Origin of the sequence: Paenibacillus durus ATCC 35681 (genome assembly GCF_000993825.1) — a bacterium.
GTDB classification, from domain to species: domain Bacteria; phylum Bacillota; class Bacilli; order Paenibacillales; family Paenibacillaceae; genus Paenibacillus_AQ; species Paenibacillus_AQ durus_B.
Map to the genome: position 1 here is coordinate 3,493,380 of NZ_CP011114.1, position 19,940 is coordinate 3,513,319.

18 protein-coding genes, 2 tRNA genes and 1 other annotated feature are annotated in these 19,940 nt (G+C 51.8%); of the genes, 7 read left to right on the forward strand and 13 right to left on the reverse strand.

What is annotated here, in order from left to right; translation table 11 throughout:
* Window positions 1-149: 149 nt before the first annotated feature.
* The 6 genes from lonB to VK70_RS16155 all read right to left on the reverse strand — a co-directional run bounded on the left by lonB (window position 150) and on the right by VK70_RS16155 (window position 7,711).
* Window positions 150-1,859, reverse strand: coding sequence for an ATP-dependent protease LonB (lonB, locus tag VK70_RS16130; RefSeq protein ID WP_025695018.1), 1,710 nt, complete (start codon window positions 1,857-1,859; stop codon window positions 150-152).
* A 202-nt stretch (window positions 1,860-2,061) separates the two neighbouring features.
* Window positions 2,062-3,198: a flavodoxin-dependent (E)-4-hydroxy-3-methylbut-2-enyl-diphosphate synthase gene (gene ispG / locus VK70_RS16135; protein ID WP_025695019.1), complete on the reverse strand. Its 1,137-nt coding sequence runs from the start codon at window positions 3,196-3,198 to the stop codon at window positions 2,062-2,064.
* A 102-nt stretch (window positions 3,199-3,300) separates the two neighbouring features.
* A complete protein-coding gene (gene clpX, locus VK70_RS16140; RefSeq protein ID WP_025695020.1) occupies window positions 3,301-4,557 on the reverse strand; it encodes an ATP-dependent protease ATP-binding subunit ClpX in 1,257 nt (418 codons plus the stop codon).
* Window positions 4,558-4,568: 11 nt separating this feature from the next.
* Window positions 4,569-5,159: an ATP-dependent Clp endopeptidase proteolytic subunit ClpP gene (gene clpP, locus VK70_RS16145; RefSeq protein ID WP_025689984.1), complete on the reverse strand. Its 591-nt coding sequence runs from the start codon at window positions 5,157-5,159 to the stop codon at window positions 4,569-4,571.
* Between the two features lie 208 nt (window positions 5,160-5,367).
* The gene (tig, locus tag VK70_RS16150) at window positions 5,368-6,708 is read right to left on the reverse strand and encodes a trigger factor (protein WP_025695021.1); all 1,341 of its coding nucleotides are present in this window, start codon (window positions 6,706-6,708) and stop codon (window positions 5,368-5,370) included.
* A 121-nt stretch (window positions 6,709-6,829) separates the two neighbouring features.
* Window positions 6,830-7,711 carry a hypothetical protein gene (locus VK70_RS16155; RefSeq protein ID WP_179945318.1) on the reverse strand — a complete coding sequence of 294 codons (882 nt, stop codon included), beginning with the start codon at window positions 7,709-7,711 and terminating at the stop codon, window positions 6,830-6,832.
* Window positions 7,712-7,885: 174 nt separating this feature from the next.
* Between VK70_RS16155 and VK70_RS16160 the strand changes: the two genes are divergently transcribed.
* Window positions 7,886-7,959, forward strand: a tRNA-Arg gene (locus tag VK70_RS16160).
* 226 nt (window positions 7,960-8,185) lie between these two features.
* Here the strand turns inward: VK70_RS16160 and pstA are convergent.
* The 4 genes from pstA to VK70_RS16180 all read right to left on the reverse strand — a co-directional run bounded on the left by pstA (window position 8,186) and on the right by VK70_RS16180 (window position 12,447).
* Entirely contained in the window at window positions 8,186-9,070 is an 885-nt protein-coding gene (gene pstA / locus VK70_RS16165; RefSeq protein WP_025695023.1) for a phosphate ABC transporter permease PstA, read from the reverse strand.
* Window positions 9,070-10,014: a phosphate ABC transporter permease subunit PstC gene (pstC, locus tag VK70_RS16170; RefSeq protein ID WP_025695024.1), complete on the reverse strand. Its 945-nt coding sequence runs from the start codon at window positions 10,012-10,014 to the stop codon at window positions 9,070-9,072. The genes pstA and pstC overlap by 1 nt, the downstream gene beginning before the upstream one ends.
* 81 nt (window positions 10,015-10,095) lie before the next feature.
* Window positions 10,096-10,953, reverse strand: a complete 858-nt coding sequence (locus tag VK70_RS16175) for a phosphate ABC transporter substrate-binding protein (RefSeq protein WP_025695025.1) — start codon at window positions 10,951-10,953, stop codon at window positions 10,096-10,098.
* A 60-nt stretch (window positions 10,954-11,013) separates the two neighbouring features.
* Entirely contained in the window at window positions 11,014-12,447 is a 1,434-nt protein-coding gene (locus VK70_RS16180; RefSeq protein ID WP_025695026.1) for a TolB family protein, read from the reverse strand.
* 247 nt (window positions 12,448-12,694) lie between these two features.
* Here VK70_RS16180 and VK70_RS16185 point away from each other — a divergent pair, with 247 nt between their 5' ends.
* The 3 genes from VK70_RS16185 to VK70_RS16195 are packed head-to-tail and all read left to right on the forward strand — an operon-like array spanning window position 12,695 to window position 15,232.
* Window positions 12,695-13,426 carry an ABC transporter ATP-binding protein gene (locus VK70_RS16185; protein WP_025695027.1) on the forward strand — a complete coding sequence of 244 codons (732 nt, stop codon included), beginning with the start codon at window positions 12,695-12,697 and terminating at the stop codon, window positions 13,424-13,426.
* Window positions 13,423-14,472, forward strand: coding sequence for an ABC transporter permease (locus tag VK70_RS16190; protein WP_025695028.1), 1,050 nt, complete (start codon window positions 13,423-13,425; stop codon window positions 14,470-14,472). The genes VK70_RS16185 and VK70_RS16190 overlap by 4 nt, the downstream gene beginning before the upstream one ends.
* 58 nt (window positions 14,473-14,530) lie before the next feature.
* Window positions 14,531-15,232: a TetR/AcrR family transcriptional regulator gene (locus tag VK70_RS16195; RefSeq protein WP_025695029.1), complete on the forward strand. Its 702-nt coding sequence runs from the start codon at window positions 14,531-14,533 to the stop codon at window positions 15,230-15,232.
* A 116-nt stretch (window positions 15,233-15,348) separates the two neighbouring features.
* Here VK70_RS16195 and VK70_RS28725 read toward each other — a convergent pair whose 3' ends face one another.
* Entirely contained in the window at window positions 15,349-15,450 is a 102-nt protein-coding gene (locus VK70_RS28725; RefSeq protein ID WP_201778732.1) for a sporulation protein YjcZ, read from the reverse strand.
* 141 nt (window positions 15,451-15,591) lie between these two features.
* Window positions 15,592-15,809, forward strand: a binding site (T-box leader).
* 43 nt (window positions 15,810-15,852) lie between these two features.
* On the opposite strand from VK70_RS28725, the gene VK70_RS16200 reads away from it, so the two are divergent.
* The gene (locus VK70_RS16200) at window positions 15,853-17,712 is read left to right on the forward strand and encodes an arginine--tRNA ligase (protein WP_046723509.1); all 1,860 of its coding nucleotides are present in this window, start codon (window positions 15,853-15,855) and stop codon (window positions 17,710-17,712) included.
* Window positions 17,713-18,071: 359 nt separating this feature from the next.
* Here the strand turns inward: VK70_RS16200 and VK70_RS16210 are convergent.
* Window positions 18,072-18,145: transfer RNA gene (locus VK70_RS16210), tRNA-Arg, on the reverse strand.
* A gap of 233 nt (window positions 18,146-18,378) precedes the next feature.
* Between VK70_RS16210 and VK70_RS16215 the strand changes: the two genes are divergently transcribed.
* Together VK70_RS16215 and VK70_RS16220 are read left to right on the forward strand one after the other, a co-directional pair.
* Entirely contained in the window at window positions 18,379-19,044 is a 666-nt protein-coding gene (locus VK70_RS16215) for a LexA family protein (protein ID WP_025695479.1), read from the forward strand.
* 22 nt (window positions 19,045-19,066) lie between these two features.
* Entirely contained in the window at window positions 19,067-19,432 is a 366-nt protein-coding gene (locus VK70_RS16220; protein WP_025695480.1) for a hypothetical protein, read from the forward strand.
* 100 nt (window positions 19,433-19,532) lie between these two features.
* On the opposite strand, the gene VK70_RS16225 is transcribed toward VK70_RS16220, so the two are convergent.
* Window positions 19,533-19,889, reverse strand: a complete 357-nt coding sequence (locus tag VK70_RS16225; protein ID WP_025695481.1) for a hypothetical protein — start codon at window positions 19,887-19,889, stop codon at window positions 19,533-19,535.
* Between the last annotated feature and the right edge of the window lie 51 nt (window positions 19,890-19,940).

Consider the following 19,940-nt stretch of genomic DNA (forward strand, 5'->3'; position numbering starts at 1 on the left):
CGCTCTCGTGTATGTCATTTCTTTTGTTCTTTATTTTATCAAAAGCGCCATCAAAACACCAACTGACCGCACACAAGGCGGCCAGTTGGCGCAGAAGTTGCATAAACCGATCCCGGAACCGACCGGCAGCTTGAGAAATTGGCACGGTTTTATAGATTGGCGCTTTCTCCCGAAGCATCCGCCTTAAGCAGCGCCGGAGACGCCGCAAAAGTGTCTCCGGCAACGGCGGACAGTCGGACATCTTCGAGATGGGCGCCGAACAGAAGGCGGAATGCCTCTTCCACGGTCTCAATAGGAACGACGCGCACCTGCGCCAAATCGGCGAACAGTGATTGCCAATTGTCTTTGGGCACGAGCACCGTCGTGGCGCCGGCCTGCAAAGCCGCCTCCACCTTCGCTACTACGCCGCCGACCGGCTTCACCCTGCCGCGAATGCCAATCTCCCCGGTCATTGCTACCGTATTGTCCACCGGCAGACCCCGGATTGCCGACACAATCGCAACGGCCATTGCGAGCCCGGCCGAAGGCCCGTCGATGGGGGTGCCGCCCGGAAAATTCACATGCAGATCATAGCTGTCAGGTGAAAGGTTCATGGAGCGCAGAACGGTCAGGACGTTCTCAACCGATCCCTTAGCCATGCTCTTGCGGCGAAGCGTACGTGAGCCGCCGCCGATTTCTTCTTCATCGACAACCCCGGTAATATTCAATCTGCCTGCTCCATTCGCGGCAGGAGCCGCCGAGACTTCGATCTCAAGCAGCGTACCCATTCCCGGACCGCAGACCGCCAGCCCGTTCACGAGCCCTACTTGGGGCTCGGAAGGAATCTTGCGCTCGGTGCGCAGCGGCAGCTGGCTGCTGCCCGCTACCCATTCCACATCGGCCGCGCTTATAGTTTCTTTTTGTTCCGTAAGCGCAAGGCCTGCCGCGAGCTGAACCATATTGACCGCCTCGCGCCCGTTCGTAGCATACTTCTGGACAACAGAGACGGCGTCCGGGCTTGGCTTTAGCCCGATTTTCTGAATCGCGTCCCGGGTGATAAGCGAAATTTCATCCGGAAGCAGCGGCCGGAAATAGATTTCCATGCAGCGCGAACGGAGCGCAGGAGAAATCTCCTGAGGCGAGCGTGTAGTCGCGCCAACCAGCCGGAAATCAGCGGGCAGGCCATTCTGGAAAATGTCGTGGATATAAGCCGGCGTATTGCTGTCCTCCGAATTATAATATGCACTTTCCAGCAGAACCTTGCGGTCCTCCAGCACTTTAAGCAGCTTATTCATCTGAATGGGATGCAGTTCTCCAATTTCATCCAGAAACAAAATCCCTCCATGCGCCTTCGTTACCGCCCCCGGCTTAGGTTGAGGCACACCCGCTACGCCCATCGCTCCGGCTCCTTGGTAAATGGGATCATGCACGGAGCCGATCAGAGGATCTGCGATGCCCCGCTCGTCAAATCGTGCCGCCGTGGCATCAATTTCCGTAAACTTGGAATCCGCCTTGAAAGGAGAGTACGGATTTTTTTTCGCTTCCTCCATCACGACGCGGGCAGCCGCCGTCTTACCCACACCGGGAGGGCCGTAAATGATAACGTGCTGGGGGTTGGCGCTACACAGCGCCGCCTTCAGGGCCCGTAGACCATCCTTCTGCCCAACGATATCCTTGATCGCAGCCGGACGTGTCTTCTCGGCCAGCGGCTTCGTCAGCGAGATCGCCCGCATTTTCCGCAGCTTCTCCAGTTCCTTGCGCGACTCCCGCTCCACCGCCGTCTTGTTTGTCTTTTGTCCCCGGAGCAGATTCCAAAAGTAAACGCCGATGACCAGCGCGAAAAATAACTGCACGACCATCAGCACTATGCTCAGTTCCATAAGTCATCCTCCCATTCATTGGTACTACTAGGTAGTATAGCCGTTTCCCTAACGGCTAAACGCATTGGAGAGGATTTACCAAAACAAGGCGAAACAAGGCGAAGGCTTTGCGTTAAAACTTGCTTCTGAGCTCGAAAAAAACACGGCCCCTTCCCGCTGGCGGGAAAAGACCGCAACCTTAAACTTATGAGATTCTTAATGCTCAGTCTTCCGATATCCCCGCTCCCTGCATGGACTCGTGATGAGCCTTGCGGCCGGGGATTTCCCCGGTGGCTTCATAATGGGACACAATCGCATCGATTTCTTTCTTCAGCTCAGTCAGCAAATCCGCCTCCGGAACTTTGCGGATCATTTGTCCGTATCGGAACAGCAGACCTTCGCCGCGTGCTCCAGCAATACCAATGTCGGCCTCGCGGGCTTCGCCGGGTCCGTTCACCGCACAGCCAAGCACCGATACCTTGATCGGCACCTTGATCTTGGAGATATACTCCTCGACTTCATTCGCAATAGAGAACAGATCGATGTCAAGCCTTCCGCAGGTCGGACAGGAGATGAGGGTGGCCGCATTCGCGATGAGGCCAAATGTCTTGAGTAGCTCGCGCGCCACCTTGACTTCCTCTACCGGATCGGCGCTGAGCGAAATGCGTACGGTATTGCCGATTCCCATGAAGAGGAGAGCGCCAATGCCTGCCGAGCTCTTCACGGTACCGGCGAACAGGGTGCCCGATTCGGTAATGCCCAGATGCAGCGGATAAGGAATGACCTCAGCCGCTTTGCGGTAGGCTTCAATTGCCATCGGAACGTCAGAAGCCTTCAATGACACGATAATGTCATGGAAGTTGAGCTCTTCCAGAATTCCGATATGGTACAGAGCGCTTTCCACCATCGCTTCCGGCGTCGGGTAGCCGTATTTCTCCAGCAGATGAGCCTCCAGCGAACCGGCATTGACGCCGATGCGAATCGGAATGCCCTTGTCTTTGCAAGCCTTGACAACCGCTTCCACTTTTTCGCGCCGTCCAATATTGCCAGGGTTAATTCGCACCTTATCGATGCCATTCTCGATCGCGAGCAAGGCCAGCTTATAATTAAAATGAATATCCGCAACGAGCGGAATATGAATCCGTTGCTTGATTTCCTTGATGGCCGCAGCAGCCTCTTCATTATTCACCGTGACGCGCACCAGTTGACAGCCCGCTTCCTCAAGCCGGAGAATTTCGGCTACCGTAGCCTCAATATCTGCCGTCTTAGTGGTACACATGCTTTGGATGACAACCTCATTATTTCCTCCGATTGTGATGCCTCCCACATTTACTGGACGCGTCTGATGTCTAAGGAACATGGTTTCTCCCCCATAACGCCCAAAGCTCCACCCCCTCGCTCCCGCATGAGACGGGGGGCGGAAGAAGGTGGAGACATAAGGCCTGTATTGTAAGGCTAGCTATTACGCGCTTTCCTCTTGCTTCTTGTCTTTCTTGAGGTTCAGTTCAGGCAGCGCCTTCTCATGAACGACCTTCTCCGTAATGACGCAATCCTTGATGTCATCGCGGGAAGGCACTTCGTACATCACATCAAGCATAATGCTCTCAATGATGGCGCGAAGACCGCGCGCTCCGGTATTGCGCTTGATCGCTTCCTTCGCGATGGCTTCCAGAGCCAACGGTTCGAACTTCAGCGATACATTATCCATTTCCAGCAGCTTGGCGTACTGCTTCGTCAATGCGTTCTTCGGTTCGGACAAGATACGCACCAGCGTCTTCTCGTCAAGTGGCTCGAGTGTTGAGATGACCGGCAGACGGCCGACAAACTCGGGGATCAGACCGAATTTCAGCAGATCCTCCGGCAGAACCATCGACAGATACTCTCCGGCTTTCAGTTCCTTTTGACCGCCTTCGGATGCGTTAAAGCCAATCACCTTTTTACCGACACGGCGCTTAATCAGCTGTTCCAGTCCGTCAAAAGCACCGCCGACGATGAACAGGATGTTCGTCGTATCAATTTGAATGAATTCCTGATGCGGATGCTTCCGTCCGCCCTGCGGCGGCACCGAGGCGACCGTTCCTTCGAGGATCTTCAGCAGTGCCTGCTGAACTCCTTCGCCAGAAACGTCACGGGTAATCGACGGGTTCTCGGATTTACGAGCCACTTTATCAATTTCATCAATATAGATAATGCCGCGCTCGGCTTTTTCCACATCATAGTCTGCGGCTTGAATCAGCTTAAGCAGAATGTTCTCGACGTCTTCGCCGACATAGCCCGCTTCCGTCAAGGAAGTAGCATCCGCAATCGCGAACGGTACATTGATAATCTTGGCCATCGTCTGCGCCAGCAGCGTCTTACCCGAGCCCGTCGGACCAAGCAGCAGAATGTTGCTCTTCGTCAGCTCAACATCTTCAATCTTGCTTTGGCTGTTAATCCGTTTGTAGTGGTTGTACACCGCAACAGACAGCGATTTCTTGGCTTGTTCCTGACCAATAACATACTGATCGAGAATGTCGCGGATCTCCTTTGGCTTCGGAATATCCTTCAGATCCAGCTCTTCCTCATGTCCGAGCTCTTCCTCTACAATCTCCGTGCACAGTTCGATACATTCATCGCATATATAAACGCCGGGCCCTGCTACGAGCTTGCGTACTTGCTCCTGCGATTTTCCGCAGAAAGAGCATTTCAGCTGCCCTTTTTCATCATTAAATTTAAACATTTAATCACCCCTTAGGATTTGATCGGTGAAGCCAGAACCTCGTCAATCAGGCCATATGCCTTTGCTTCTTCCGCGCTCATGAAGTTATCACGGTCCGTGTCGCGCTCGATTTTTTCAAGGGGCTGTCCTGTGCGCTCTACATAAATCTGATTCAGCTTCTGTCTTGTTTTGAGAATCCAGTCCGTGTGAATCCAAATATCAGACGCCTGACCCTGAACGCCGCCAAGCGGTTGGTGAATCATCACCTCGCTGTTGGATAGCGCATATCTTTTACCGGGCGCCCCGGCCGTCAAAAGAAGCGAGCCCATGCTAGCCGCCATTCCTACGCAAATCGTGGATACATCTGGCTTGATAAATTGCATCGTATCATATATACCCATGCCGGCTGTTACAGAACCACCGGGCGAATTGATGTACAGGTTGATATCCTTCTCAGGGTCCTCGGCTGCCAGAAACAGCAATTGGGCGATTACCAGATTGGCAACATCATCATCAATCGCGTTGCTCAGGAAAATGATGCGGTCCTTGAGCAATCGGGAGTAGATGTCGTAAGAGCGTTCTCCTCGATTCGTCGATTCCACAACCATTGGTACCAGACTCATGCCACCAACCTCATTTCTCTATACAAATTAGTCTTGCCTTTTCAGATGTATTTTAACACGTTCAAGGCGCAATGTCATTTTTTCACTTAGAGAAAGGCATCTCTTCAAAAAAATAAGGCACGTAGACAAAATATACGCACCTTATCTCTTGGGTATGAGGCCCAAAATGGACCGCTCTAGTTAACACGCTCTAAAGTCTATATGATAATTATTCAGCGCTTGCTTCTTCGGATTTCGCTTCCGCAGCCTCGGCCGGAGCTTCAACTTCTTTGCTGTTCTCCACGAGGAACTCGATGGTCTTGCGAAGCGAAATTTCGCCCTTCAAGCTGTCCAGCGAACCGTTGGCTGCAAGAATGCCGCGAATCTCTTCCGGAGAACGTCTGTAAGTCTCTGCCATTTTGGACAGTTCTTCTTCAAATTCTTCGTCAGAAACCGTAATGTTCTCTTGCTTCGCGATCACTTCAAGAACCAGATTGTTGCGAACGCGCTGCTCAGCATCATTCTTCATTTGTTCCCGCAGGTCATCTTGAGTTTGTCCGGAGAAGCTGAGGAACATATCCATGTTCATGCCCTGCTGACGAAGACGCATATCGAAATCGCGGATCATGTTCTGAATTTCGCTGTCAATCATCGCTTGAGGAATTTCAACTTCAGCATTGGCAGCAGCCTTGTCAACAACAGCGTTTTCCTTCACGCCTTTCAGCTCATCGGCCTTACGGGATTCCAGTTGTTTCTTCAGATCTTCCTTATATTCGTCGAGCGTTTCGAACTCGCTTACGTCTTTGGCAAATTCGTCGTCCAGTTCAGGAAGCTGCTTGCGTTTGATTTCATGCAGTTTCACTTTGAATACGGCTGGTTTGCCTGCAAGATGCTCGGCTTGATATTCTTCAGGGAAAGTTACTTCGACATCCTTGAAATCGCCGGTAGCCATACCGATGACTTGATCCTCGAATCCAGGAATGAAGGAGTTGCTTCCCAGTTCCAGAGAATGGCGCTCCGCTTTGCCGCCTTCAAAAGCTTCTCCGTCGACGTATCCGTCAAAATCGATCACGGCAATGTCGCCGCTCGCTGCCGGTGCGTCTTCGACAACAACGAGCTCAGCATGACGCTCTTGCAGGCGCTTGAGTTCAGCACCCAGCTCTTCGTCGGTAACTTCCGCTTGTTGAGCGGGAACTTCAATTCCTTTGTACTCGCCAAGCGTTACTTCAGGCTTAACGGTGATCGTGGCTTTGAACTTAAAGGTTTGTCCCTTGCCGAACTGCTCGATATCCACTTCAGGACGGTCTACAGGGAAGATGTCAGTCTGCTCAACCGCTTCGCCGTAGGCTTCAGGCAGCAGAATGTCGATGGCATCTTGGTAAAGGCTTTCTACGCCAAAACGGGATTCAAAAATCGGCCGCGGCACTTTACCTTTGCGGAAGCCGGGTACATTTGCTTTTTTAACGACATTATTAAAGGCTTTGTCGAGAGCTTTCGCTACACGCTCAGCGTCTACTTCAACTTCAAGAACGCCAAGGTTCTTCTCTATTTTTTCCCAAGTTGCTTTCATTGTTTACTTTCCCCTCCAAAATTGGTTCACATATCACGCACAGAATAACCATTATATTATATAAAATATTATTATATTTTTCAAGTAGCTTGTGGTCGTTTACTTCCAGGAAATGCGGCTTTTATTGAGGCTTTCCGGCAAAGCCGTTCAGCATCCGGTATGCTTGTTCGAACTGAAACCGCATACTCTCCGTTATGCCGTACATCGCCCGAGTCTCTTCTTCATTCCTTGTTCCGTTAAGCGTCTCGGAAACCGTCTGATGCAGCGCTCCCGCCCATAGATCCAAAATTCCGTCCTCACCGGTCAAAATCGCGTGATAGGCTTCCGAACCGTAAATCGACATGATAAACTGCTCCCACAGTTCCTGTGCAAAATAATACAAAGTGGGCTCATGCGTCTCCGTATGCTCCGCAACCCGTTCCAGCACCTGGCCAATTTGTGAAGGGAAATCCTCCTTCTGCAATGGAATATTATCAATGTCCACTATAATGTTCTGCGGCCCGCGCTTCAACTCCACAGCACCCTGTACACCGCGCCGGCGAAGCGTCTGCAGCGTCCGGAATTGAAGAATAGGATGGATGCCCGGATTCTGAACCCAGTCGGTCAGGGCGTAATCCACCTCATCCCCTTCAAAATGGGACAGTTGTTCCAGAGCGAGCAGTGTCGCTTCCGATAAAGGCTCGTGCATAACCCGGTGCAGCAGCTTGCTCCCGTATTCCGGGTCCTCTTGAAGCTTGGTCTTGGCCAGCTGCCGGGCCATCTCTTGTTCACCTATATCTTCTTCATAAGCCGGAGAATCGTTGATGTATTTGTGCTCTAAAGCATATGGAAACGCCGCCTCCAGCCACTCGAGCAGAGATTGCCACTCCTCATAGTGCCGTTCTTCCTGCCCCTGGCACTGCAGTAAAAAACGCAGCAGCTCAGCTGCTTCTCCGTAACGTTCGCTTTCCAGCATAACGGTCAGTTGAATTTGATAGTAGTCCAGCGTTTTCGGGAAAAGCACAATGTTTTCTTTAATGGGGGAATTGGAATTTCGAATGACGGCACCTCCTTCCTGATTCTCCAAAAACGTCTCAGTAGATGATTATAGCATACCCTGTGACGGGTTTGAAAAAACAGGTTGAATATTCGTCGATTTTATGATACTATAATTTTTGCTTGCTTTTCAGTATTTTATGTCCCAATAGCTCAGCTGGATAGAGCATGCGCCTTCTAAGCGCACGGTCGGGGGTTCGAATCCCTCTTGGGACGTCAAAGGTCTTCCCTTTTGGGAAGGCCTTTTCTCGTCCGGAGATGAGAACACCTAGGGGTTCGTCGGAGCATCAGCTTCGTTAGCACCCACTTCGCAGTCAGCCCGTAGGGCTGCACCCCGATTAAGACGTACAAAGAACCTTCCCTCGGGAAGGTTCTTTGCGCTTGGATTTAAACTCCATACGGGATCACCGAGGCCTATGCTTCGTTAGCGGCTACTCCGTAATTACCGCCGTCCCGTCCCGCGCTTCGCCCACCAGAGCGGCAGACGGAACGCCAGGTTGATCAAGAGCACGACGATAACGAGCACGGCCGCGGATTTGTCCGCGATCTGCCGGGCATCCTCAACAATCGCCTCCGACTGCACGTACCATAAATGCACAGCCAGCGTCTCTCCCGGGGAGAGCAGATTGAAATCCCACATTTCCCCCGAAGTGCTGAGGCCCGCCGTCAAAATAATTACGGCCGACTCCCCGAATGCCCGTCCGGCAACGAGACAGATGCCCGTGATGATAGACGGCAGCGCCACCGGCAGCACAATTTTGCGGATGCAATAGAATTTGGTCAGGCCAAGCGCATAGCCCGCCTCGCGCAGCTCTTTCGGAACCGCCCGAACCGCTTCCTCCGTTACCCGAGCCAGCATCGGCAGATTCAGCAGCGCCAGACTGACGCCGCCTCCGAGTATGGTCAGGCCTAAACCGAAATACTCCGCGAAAATAGCCAGTCCGAGCAGTCCGAACACGATGGATGGAACGGAGGACAGAGCCTCTACGCAAATCCGCATCGCTCCGGTAAACGCGTTATCCGGCGCATACTCCGCCATATAAATTCCCGCACCCAGCCCGATGGGAACCGAAATAACCAGAGAGATCAGCAAAATATAAAAAGAGTTGAACAGCACGGGGCCGATGCCGCCGCCGGCATCGATCTCCTCGGGCTGGCGAATCAGGAATGAGAAATCAAGCCCGGGCAGCCCTTTGCTCAAAATCGTAAACAGCAGCCAGAAAATAAGCAGCATAACCAAAGCTCCGAGTCCGTAAAAACCGCAAGTCGCCAGCTTATCGCGGCGGACGGCCCAGCTTGTGTGCCTTGTACGGGAAAAATCGCTCATTATCCTTCCCTCCTTTTACGTCCCAAGAAGCGGATAACCACGATTAGCAAGAAAGAAATCAACAGCAGTAAAAAAGCCATCATATGCAGGGCATAGTTCCAGGTAGAGTCGAATTCCACGTTGGAGATTTGCATAACGATGTTGCTTGTCAGCACCGACGCCGGGGTAAACAGCGTCTTGGCCAGCTGCGGCGTGTTGCCGATTACCATTACGACGGCCATCGTTTCGCCGATCGCCCGCGTCATCCCAAGGATGACCGCCGCTAGAATGCCCCTGCCGGCCGCTGGCAGAACAACGCGCAGAATGACCTGAAGCCGGGTAGAGCCGAGCGCGTATGCGGCGTCGCGGTATTTACCCGGTACGGCGGTGATCGCATCGTCACTGATCCGGGCAATGGTAGGCAGCACCATCAGCGCCAGAACGAGCGCCGCCGCCAGCAGACCGTCTCCAAGGCTCTCGCCGCTGGCGCGCCGCAACAGCGGCAGGAGGACAGTCAGACCGAGATAACCATATACAATGGAAGGAATACCAACTAGAAGATCAAGAATTGGCCGAATAAAGCGTTTGAGCCAGGGCGGTACGATTTCGGCGGTCAGTATCGCCATTCCTACCGACACCGGTACCGAAATCAGCAGTGTCAGCGCGGTAAGCGATATCGTATTGATGATAAATGCCGCAGCCCCGAACTTATCTTCTTCCGGCGTCCAGTTAAAGGAGAGGAAGAAATCGGCCAGGGAAATCTGCCCAAGCAGCAGCATCGCCGTCTTGCCGATAAAGACGATGACTAGCGCAAGCACGAGGCAAAGCGCCAGTATGCTGAACAAAAAATAATACCGGGCAAAGGTATTCGAAAGCAAGTGCCTAAAGTGACGTCTGCGGGTATCCCCTTTACTGTGGAGACTTCCATTTACCGCAGGGGGTGAGTCGTAGGTCGGTTGTACCATACTTGTCCTCCTGTAAAAAACCAGCCCCGCTGTCGCCGGAGGCTGGCTCATATCATTCGTTCTATTGGATGCGCAAAGGAGTTACTTCATTGCCGAAATCGGGATGAACTTCAGCTTTTTCAGCGAACCCTGTTGGAACTTCTTGCTTTGAACGTAATCGATAAAGGCTTTAACAGCGCCTGTCGGTTGTCCTTTAGTCATATAGTAGCCATATGCCCAAATTTTGTAGGAACCGTTAATGACGTTTTCAGTAGTAGCGGCTACACCGTTGTACTTAACGGCCTTCACATCACCGCTGACATATACCAAATCGATATATCCGATGGCATTAGGAGTCGTCGCAACAGCCGTTTTCATATCGCCGCTGGAGCCGGTTTCTTTATAGTTCTTCTCTTTTTTCACGATATCGCCGCCTGCAAGCGCCTTGGCTTGGTAGTTAACGCGAGTACCGGAACCGAAAGCACGGGTAATAACGACGATATCCGCGTCAGCACCGCCGACTTCCTTCCAGTTCGTAATTTTGCCGGAATAAATACCTCTGAGCTGTTCAGTGGTCAGATTGTCCACGCCGACATTCTTATTGACAATCGTAGCAAAAGGAATAACTGCAACTTTGTTCGCTACCTGTCCGCTAAAAGCTTTAAAGCCAGGAACGTCGATGCTGGCATCCCAGTCGCAGGCGCCAATGTCGGCGATACCCTTCTTAACGGCTTGAGGGCCAGTTACAGAGCCTTTACCGGAAGCAGCTATTCTAACCTTCGGATTCATTCTTTGAAATTCCTTGGCGGCCTGCAGTGTCAGCGGCAGCAGAGCTGTCGAACCGTTGACCGTGATTTTACCCGATAGCGTTCCCGCTGCGGAAGCTCCTCCCGCGAAGGATGCCGTAACAGCAAATACAGCAGCTAAGGCTGAAAATGTGATTTTTTTAAATAATTTCATGATTAATTCCCCTTCCGGCTTGAAAGCCGATATAGTATAAATTCACGCTGGAAAAAGTGTTTATTTCGTCAGTTGCACAGCCTTGCCGTTCTCAATCTCCCACAGTTTGCCGCCCGAGATTACTCCCAGCTTGGCGCCGTCTCCGGAAACCGCAACTTCCGAAATGTCCTGGGTGGTGCGGAATAACTCCTTACTTACTCCGGCGGCCGTAATGGCGTAGATACGCGACGTGCCGTCAGCTGCCGTACCGGATGCGATCAATCCGCCTGCGCCTTCTTGCGCCCATACAACCTCGATATCAAGCGGAATGTCTGCGAAGGTTCCGTCAGGCTTCAGCGTCTTCAGGGTATTGGGAGCTTTGCCGTCAGGGTCTGCACTTAAGTAGGCCACGGTTCCATCGGCCAGAATTTCAGGGTACAGCTTGTTGTCGCCCGAGGAGGTCAGAGCGGCCGGTTTCGCATCCTTTGTAGACAGGTCAAGCTGGTACAGCTGCTCTCCAGCCTTGCTGTAGTCGACCGTCAGCGAATCTTCGGTGCTGTCGGCGTCATTTTTGGCTGTTCCGGTAATGTTGACGATGTAGACCGCCTTCTTGCCGTCTGCGGAAATTTGCAATTCGGATTTGTTCTCCACCTTATCCGCCAGCAGTTCCGTTACAGCGCCGGTATCCACAGAAATTTTCGAAAGTTTCTCTTGCTTGTCTCCCTGGATAAAATAGATTGTCTTGCCGTCAGCCGACCATGTCAGATCCGTCTTGACGCTGGTATCCGTACCAAGCGGCTGTACCGCTCCGGAGGCCAAATTGATGACTAGCAATTGACCCGACTCGTCCGTGAATGCACCGAAACGGCGATCGTCCGAAACTGAGAAATCAGCGGCTCTGCTGTCACTAGAGAACAGTCTGTAGCTGCCTGGGCTAGACGCAAATTTATAAATTTCCGTTGTTTCTCCCTCACGGTTCGCGAGAAGGCTTCCGTCAGCGGCCCAATGGAGCGTATCGAATTCGCCCTGCGGCCGGGCGATGCTAAGAATTTGCAGCGGGCTGCCAAACAGTTCGCCGCCAAGTCCATATACAATTGCACTCAGCTCAACGTACAATTTCCCGCCATATACGGTTGGAGCCGTTGTGAAGCTCCGGTTCACGCCGTCTACCGAATAGCTCTTGGAGCCTGCTTTCAGCTTAATTGTATGTACGCTTGCTCTGTCTGTCAGCGCGAGACCTCCCGCTTCTGCTTTCAGACCTGCGCCCAGTCCGGCTGCAAGCTGGCTGACCGAATACAGCTTGTATCCTCTGGCGTCAATCGTCTTGATGGTTTGCTGAACGCCGTTAATCGTCCAGGCTGCCGATCCTTCTTTAATTTTTGCCGCCTTGGCGGATGATTTCACGGCTGCTGGTTTGCTGCCGTTCGTGCCTGCTGCGGCATAAACACTTGCTTCACTGACAGACACAAGAAGCGCCGAAGCCATCAGCACGCTTAACCACTGATTTCTCTTCAAATGGATTCACCCTTTTCATATAGGTAACTTCTAACGTTATTTTCCGCCCTGGTTGTAAAATCTGTTACCGAGAAATATTTGGTAAAGATGAACTTGTCCCGATTTTTCGAGTTCTTTTTGCCCAGAGAAGGCAGTTTTGTCAACGGAATATTAACCCAAAGAAAAGGATTTACAATTTAGGAACTCTGATCTAATATAATGAGTGAGTACTCACTCATATTGATTTGAAAAGAACGGAGTGATTCTTATGAACCAGGAAGCGCCTGTAATTACGGTATCTCATATTCGCAAAGCATTCGGCAGCAAAGTTGTCCTGGAAGACATCAGCCTCAAGGTACGCAAAGCCGAGACTTTCGGCTTGCTGGGTCCCTCAGGCTCCGGCAAGACTACACTGGTCAGGCTGCTGACCGGAATTGATGAAGCCGACTCGGGGGAAGTGCATGTGCTGGGAGTGAAAGTCCCCAAGCTGTCCCTGCTCTCGCAAATAGGCTACATGGCCCAGTCCGACGCGCTGTACAGCGAGCTTAGCGCCAAGGATAATCTGGAGTTTTTCGCTTCACTTTACGGACTTAGGAGAGAGCAGAGAAACAAGCGTATTAAGGAAGTGATGGAAATCGTTAATCTGGAAGAGCATCTCCGCAAAAAGGTAAATCAATACTCCGGGGGGATGAAGCGCCGGCTATCGCTGGCGATCGCCCTGCTGCACGAGCCGCCGCTGCTCATTCTGGACGAACCGACCGTCGGCATCGATCCGGTGCTCCGCATGTCCATCTGGAGGGAGCTCAAAGCTCTGAATAAACGGGGGACTACCATAGTGCTTACGACCCACGTGATGGATGAAGCTGAAAAATGCGACCAGCTCGGCATGATTCGCGAAGGCCGTCTACTTGCGGAAGACACTCCGGCGAATCTCCTTCAGGCCACAGGCTCCTCATCCATTGAAGAAGCGTTTCTGTATTACGGAGGTGTGCGCTCATGAGAATCGGTGCGCTTACGCTGCGCATTTTACGGCAGTTTATTCACGATAAAAGAACGATGGCCCTGATGTTCGTCGCCCCCCTGCTCGTTCTCAGCCTGATGAGCCTGGTATTTGGCGGGGAGACTTATAAGCCTAGTATCGGACTTGCGGGCCAGGCGGCGGTTCTATCTGAGGCGTTGACCAAGCATGATGCACAGATAGTAAAGTATAATGCGGAAGAAGAAGGGACCCTTGCGCTAAAAAATGGAGAAATTGACGCGCTGATCTCGATTAACGGCGGTGCTCCGAAGGTCATACTGGAAGGAAGCAATCCTACGGCTAACCGGGCGGTTATGCAGGCGCTGGAGCAGGCAGCCCGGGATCAGCAGATTTCCAGGCAAGCTCAGATGCAGGCGGGGGCCCCGATCCAACCGCAGGTCAGCTATCTGTACGGCTCTGCCGATATGAAGACGATCGACCGGTTCGGACCGATTATGATCGGCGTATTCGTCTTCTTTTTCGTCTTCCTGATTGCCGGGGTCTCCTTTCTGCGGGAACGGACGACGGGAACGCTCGAACGCCTGCTTGCCACACCGCTTAAACGCTGGGAAATCGTCATCGGCTATGTCTGCGGCTTCGGCATTTTCACCGTGTTCCAGGCGCTGCTCATTTCCTGGTTCTCCATTCAGGTGCTGGGCATTATGATGGCCGGAAGCTTCGGTTATGTTCTGCTGATTACGCTGCTTCTGTCGATGACGGCATTAACGCTCGGTACGCTGCTGTCGGCGTATGCCGGAAACGAGCTGCAGATGATTCAGTTCATCCCGCTTGTCATTGTGCCGCAAATCTTTCTGTGCGGATTATTTCCGCTGGACACCCTTCCGCTCTGGCTTCAGCGGGTCGGATATGCGACTCCGTTATTCTATGGAGCCGAGGCAATGACGAACATTATGATTCGCGGCAAGGGCTGGAACGCGGTGGAGACGGATGTGTATGTGCTGATCGCCTTCTCGCTTGTGTTCATGGTGCTGAACGTGCTGGCCCTCCGCAAGCACCGCAAAATGTAAATCAAGCCCTCATATATGGTACGATAGGCAGACAGAAAACGTCTGGAGGGTTGACATTATGGCAGAACATCTTTCTGCAGACAATAATACGGAGTCGTGGGCTCTGGAGCTGCTTGCTCTTGGCGATGAAGAAAACATGACGCCAAAGCAAATCGCGATTTTGCAGGCGGCCGTGGATGTGTTTGCCGAAAAAGGCTATGCGGGCGCGGCGACTAGCGAAATTGCCCAGAGGGCCGGCGTAGCGGAGGGAACGATTTTTCGATACTACAAGACCAAGAAAGATTTGCTGCTGTCCATTGTCGGGCCGATGATGAGCCGGCTGCTTGCCCCTTTTGTTATGAGAAACTTCGGGAATTTGCTGGATACGTCTTTTGACAGCTATGAGGATTTTCTGCGCGCCCTGATCCGGAACCGGCTCGATTTCGCCCGCAAGAACTTTAAGATCCTGCAAATCCTGATTCAGGAAATCCCGTTTCATCCAAAGCTGCGCGAGCAGTTCATGGAGGATATTATTGGCAAGGTCCTTGAACGGCTTTCCGCGCAAGTCGAGCATTTTAAGCAAAAAGGGGAAATCATCGACCTTCCGGCGCCAGCAATCATCCGCTTTTCGGTATCCGCGACCATCGGCTTCATTATGACCCGTCTGCTGCTGCAGCCGAACAAGGAATGGAACGATGAGGAAGAAATCGAGCTGCTGATCCGGCTCATTATGCATGGCATCGCGGCGGACCTAGGAAATCAGGCATCCGAGTACAAGTAACGGCAGGAGCGTGAACTCTCCCCTTCTTCAAGATCAACGGCAAAACATTCTTAATATTCTTAAAAAAATCCCGTCAGGCCCTGAGACCTGGCGGGATTTTCCGTTCCATGAACAAATTATACCCACAGAGATTTGGTGATGATTACAAGCAGAATGAACAGCACCAGAATCGCAGTTGAGGAATTGCAACCAACGCCATATCCGCCAACTTCGCCCATGAATAACTCCTCCTCTCAAGTAGAATACGTAAGCAGATTATGCAGTGGCTATCTCATACGTTTGGGAGTTTCGGCAAGTAAATAAAATGAAAGAACAAATTGCTTTTTCCCAAAAAACGTTTATAATTAGAAAAAATTCATAGACAGTCGATGATCGGGAGAGTAATGAAGGGCCTCTGATGCCCAGCGAGCCGGGTTGGTGGGAGCCGGTGGAAGACCTTCATGAAGCGTACCCGGGAGACGGACTTCCGAAACCTCAGTAGGAAGCCCCGGCATGGGTCCGTTATCCTGTAAGCGGCCAGACCTTCCGGTCCGGCAAGTAGAGTGGTACCGCGAGAACACAAGTCCTCGTCTCTTTTTGAGACGCGGGCTTTTTTTTATATTTAGAAGGGGGTCTTTAGGATGTTAAGCCGGCTTATTCAAAAAGAGATTGAGCAAAGCGTAAAACGTGTCATGAAACGTCTTGGTTTGGAGATTTCGGAAGAACTGTCCGTGGTTGTAGAGCAGCCCGCAAACCCGGAGCACGGGGATTATTCAAGCAATATTGCCATGCAGCTTGCCAGAACATTGCGTAAACCGCCGCTTGTCATTGCGCAGCTGATTCAGGAGGAATTGAAGTCCGCAGGTCTGGCGGAAGGTTTGCTGGAAAAGGCGGAAACGGCGGCTCCCGGCTTTCTTAATGTTCATATCTGCTGGAACGCTTGGGCCCGGCGGGATTTCGCTCCGCCTCCGGCACCGGAGGAAAAAGTGGTCATCGAGCATACCTCAGTCAATCCCAACAAATCCATGCATATCGGCCATCTGCGGAATTCCTGCATCGGTGACACACTCGTGCGCATGTTAAGAAGAATCGGTTATGCGGTCGAGGTCCATAATTATATCGACGATCTTGGCAATCAATTGACGGATACCGTCGTCGGTCTGCTGAATGTGCCTTTGACCGGAGAGCATGTCCGCTTCGGTGATTACTGCTGGGATATTTACTCGGCAATCAACAAAGAGTATGCAGTGAATCCGGAAATGGCGGCCAAACGCGCCGAAACGCTGCATGAGCTGGAAGAAGGTGCGGGGAATGTCGCCTGGCTCGGCAGCCTAGCCGCTGAACGGATCGTTCGGGAACATATCGCGGAGATGAAGCCATTTGGCATCGAATATGATTTGCTGGTCTGGGAAAGCAGTATTGTCAGGGAAGGGTTCTGGTCGGCGGCATTTGAGCGTCTGCGGCAGACACCGCTTTTTTATCAGGAAACCGAGGGGAAGCTGGCAGGCTGTTGGGTGCTTAAACAGGGAACGGAACAAGGGCTGCAGGAGTCGGAGCATATTACGGATAAGGTGCTGGTGCGCTCGAACGGGATTTTGACGTATACGGCTAAGGATATTGCTTACCATCTCTGGAAATTCGGGCTGCTCAACAAGGATTTTACGTATAAAAAGTTCGAAGAGAGCTTGTATACAACGGTCACCGGAGGAGAACGATTGCCACTCGGCGGGGCCGATGTCGTCATTAATGTCATTGATTCGAGGCAGGAGTATCCCCAGAATATGGTCAAAGAGGCGCTGCGGGCGCTGGGATACTCCGCTCAGGCCGATAAGCTGTACCATGCGGGTTACGGCGTCGTTTCCCTAAGTCCCGCTTCCGCAGCCGATCTTGGCATCGACATTTCGGACGGCAAAGCCTCTTACGCCATGTCCGGGCGCCAAGGGATCGGCATCAAAGTCAGTGATTTGATCAACCTTGTGGAGGAAAGTATTGAACAAAGCCGTGCTGATAAAGATGGATTACCTAGCCGGACGATCGCTATCGCCGCCATCCGCTACTACCTGCTGCGTTTCAATCTCGGAACCGAGGTGGTGTTCGATCTGCGCCAGGCGACGGAAATATCCGGCAACACCGGCGTGTATTTGATGTACTCCCATGCGCGTGCAGTCAGCGTTCTGGCCAAGGCGCCGATGAGTGCCGAGAACATAGATGAAGATGTTGTTATACCGGACCCTATGGAAAAAGCCGAGGCCGCTCTGCTGCGGCATATCGCTTTTTGGCCGGACACGCTCTATGCGGCGGGAAGGGATCTGGCGCCGAACGCTATCTGCGGTTACGCGCACACGCTCGCTACCCTGTTTAACAATTTTTACTCCGCCTGCCCCATCCTGAGGGCCGAACCGGAACGGCTGCGTTTCAGACTTTGGCTGGTCCGGAGATTCGCCGGTACACTGAAAGACGCGCTCGATGTGTTGGGCCTGCCTGCGCCGGACCGGCTGTAGGGAGGAGAGTTGGCTGCCATGCAGATTCTAACGATGTTGATGCTCCGACGAACCCTAGGGGGTCTCTTCCCTGTACGCAAAAAACCTTCCCAAAGGAAGGTTTTGTACGTCCCAATCGGGGTACAGCCCTCACGGGCTGACTGCGATGCAGATGCTAACGATGTTGATGCTCCGACGAACCCTGGGGTTCTCTTCCCTGAACGCAAAAAACCTTCCCGAAGGAAGGTTTGTACGTCCCAATCGGGGTACAGCCCTTCGGGCTGACTGCGAAGTGGATGCTAACGATGCCTATGCTCCGACGAACCCCGGGGGGTTATCTTCCCTGTACGCAAAAAACCTTCCCGTAGGAAGGTTTTGTACGTCCCAAGAGGGATTCGAACCCCCGACCGTGCGCTTAGAAGGCGCATGCTCTATCCAGCTGAGCTATTGGGACACAACGGTATGTATTGCAACAACGTTAATTATTATATAACGATTGTACCAGAGAGATCAAGTTTTGATTACGTTACAATTCTTCGAAAAAATAATATGAAGGGATTATAGGAAACAGAAGAGAATGAATAAGACACGATAAATAAAAAACTTGATTTCGTGTCTTATTTTGTTATAATTACTTCAACAAGAATCAAATTTGCATTCTTAATATTTCTGAATAAATAAAGGCGCGTGATTAAAATAAACAAAACTCAGGAAATCTCCCGGTTTTATGAAATTGTAGGCAGAAATATCCGCAAACATCGTAACATTGGACAACTGAGCCTGCAGGCTCTTGGCGACGCGCTCGGACTTACGAAAAAGACCATTCAGCGGTACGAAACCGGAGAGATCAAAGTGGATATGGACCGGCTTGGCGAGATTGCTTTAGCTCTGAACGTTGAGCTTGCCGCTCTGCTTGAAGGAACGGAGACAATGCTGGGCGCAGAGCCGCGTGAGACCGAGCTGGTACAGCTGCCTGTTGCGGGCAAGCTTTCTTTTCACAACGATGATCTCCATGTTCGCGAAGTTAAAGGCTACGAGGCCACACCCAAGAAGTGGATTAAGGACGGCGAATGTTTCTATCTTCAGGCAAGGGATGATAGTATGTCTTCCGCCGGCATTGCCGAGGGCGATCTACTGCTGATTCACAAACAAGACAAGGTGGCAGACGGCGAAATTGCCGTCGTGCTGATTAACGGTGAGCCGGCGCTTCGACGGGTGTACTGCCAGGGTGATCATTTTATTTTATTAACCGATAACGTTAAGCTCTCCCCCATAATACGCGAAGCTCGGGCAAGTTACGGCTCCGAGAATAGAGTTGTCGGACGAGTGTTGAAATCCATTTCAACCCATTAAATTTCCAAGGAGGCGGCCAACCATGAGTGAAGCCATGTTCGAAAGGATCTTAAACGAACTGAAGGAGATTAAAGCAGAACAGCAAGAAATGAAAGCACAGCAACAGGAAATGCGGGCGGAGCAGCAAGAAATGAAAGTACAACAACAGGAAATGCGAGCTCAACAACAGGAAATGCGTGCGGAGCAATTGGATATGAGAGCTGAGCAACGGGAGTTCAAGCAAGCTCTTTTCGAGACACTTGAAACAGTAAAGCGCATTGAGACGGCGCAGCAAGTATTCGAGCAGAAGACGAACAAGCGCATCAATACACTGGAATCCGGTATGGATCTCCTTAATCGCCGCCAGTTCAAGCTGGAGGTTGAAATGGAGCTGCTAAAGAGCCGCTGATGCATCATCCGCTTATTTTGCAGAATACTTAAGGGAGTGTTCTTTAATCTCTATATGGCGAGTAGAAACACTCCCTTCTTCATGTTCATTTCGAGTTGGCTTATGAATAGTCCCGAAATCGCAGCTCTAGCTGTTTTTTCAAATCCCCGAAAATCAGCAGTTCCCGTTGAAATTTGTCCCTTTCTTCTTCTGGACTCATGACCGGGCTGCCTGTAAATGCGCTTGAAGTCACATCGACAAAGGCGTCATGCATGTTATTGTCAAACCAATCGCTGGCTGTATCCGCATCATTGGTCAAAATACGGACAATTTCATACCCCTCTTCCCGGTTATCTTCCACAATATAGACCAATAGCGCGGAGTCACCTACGGCTCCCGGCAGTACCCCCACTTCGGCACAGGGCGCCCCGTCATATTTAAGCATTCTGCGTATTTTCGCATCCTTTATATAGTACATCGGTCATCCTTCCCTCCAAACCAAATTTCCCCCTCTCTAGTGTTCGGATAA

Coding starts and splice junctions, on each gene's coding strand:
- pstC (WP_025695024.1), bottom strand. CDS start 10,014: ATGGTACAACCGACCTACGACTCACCCCCTGCGGTAAATGGAAGTCTC.
- pstA (WP_025695023.1), bottom strand. CDS start 9,070: ATGAGCGATTTTTCCCGTACAAGGCACACAAGCTGGGCCGTCCGCCGC.
- clpP (WP_025689984.1), bottom strand. CDS start 5,159: ATGAGTCTGGTACCAATGGTTGTGGAATCGACGAATCGAGGAGAACGC.
- VK70_RS16175 (WP_025695025.1), bottom strand. CDS start 10,953: ATGAAATTATTTAAAAAAATCACATTTTCAGCCTTAGCTGCTGTATTT.
- ispG (WP_025695019.1), bottom strand. CDS start 3,198: ATGTTCCTTAGACATCAGACGCGTCCAGTAAATGTGGGAGGCATCACA.
- lonB (WP_025695018.1), bottom strand. CDS start 1,859: ATGGAACTGAGCATAGTGCTGATGGTCGTGCAGTTATTTTTCGCGCTG.
- VK70_RS16190 (WP_025695028.1), top strand. CDS start 13,423: ATGAGAATCGGTGCGCTTACGCTGCGCATTTTACGGCAGTTTATTCAC.
- VK70_RS16185 (WP_025695027.1), top strand. CDS start 12,695: ATGAACCAGGAAGCGCCTGTAATTACGGTATCTCATATTCGCAAAGCA.
- VK70_RS28725 (WP_201778732.1), bottom strand. CDS start 15,450: ATGGGCGAAGTTGGCGGATATGGCGTTGGTTGCAATTCCTCAACTGCG.
- VK70_RS16200 (WP_046723509.1), top strand. CDS start 15,853: ATGTTAAGCCGGCTTATTCAAAAAGAGATTGAGCAAAGCGTAAAACGT.
- VK70_RS16220 (WP_025695480.1), top strand. CDS start 19,067: ATGAGTGAAGCCATGTTCGAAAGGATCTTAAACGAACTGAAGGAGATT.
- VK70_RS16225 (WP_025695481.1), bottom strand. CDS start 19,889: ATGTACTATATAAAGGATGCGAAAATACGCAGAATGCTTAAATATGAC.
- VK70_RS16195 (WP_025695029.1), top strand. CDS start 14,531: ATGGCAGAACATCTTTCTGCAGACAATAATACGGAGTCGTGGGCTCTG.
- clpX (WP_025695020.1), bottom strand. CDS start 4,557: ATGTTTAAATTTAATGATGAAAAAGGGCAGCTGAAATGCTCTTTCTGC.
- tig (WP_025695021.1), bottom strand. CDS start 6,708: ATGAAAGCAACTTGGGAAAAAATAGAGAAGAACCTTGGCGTTCTTGAA.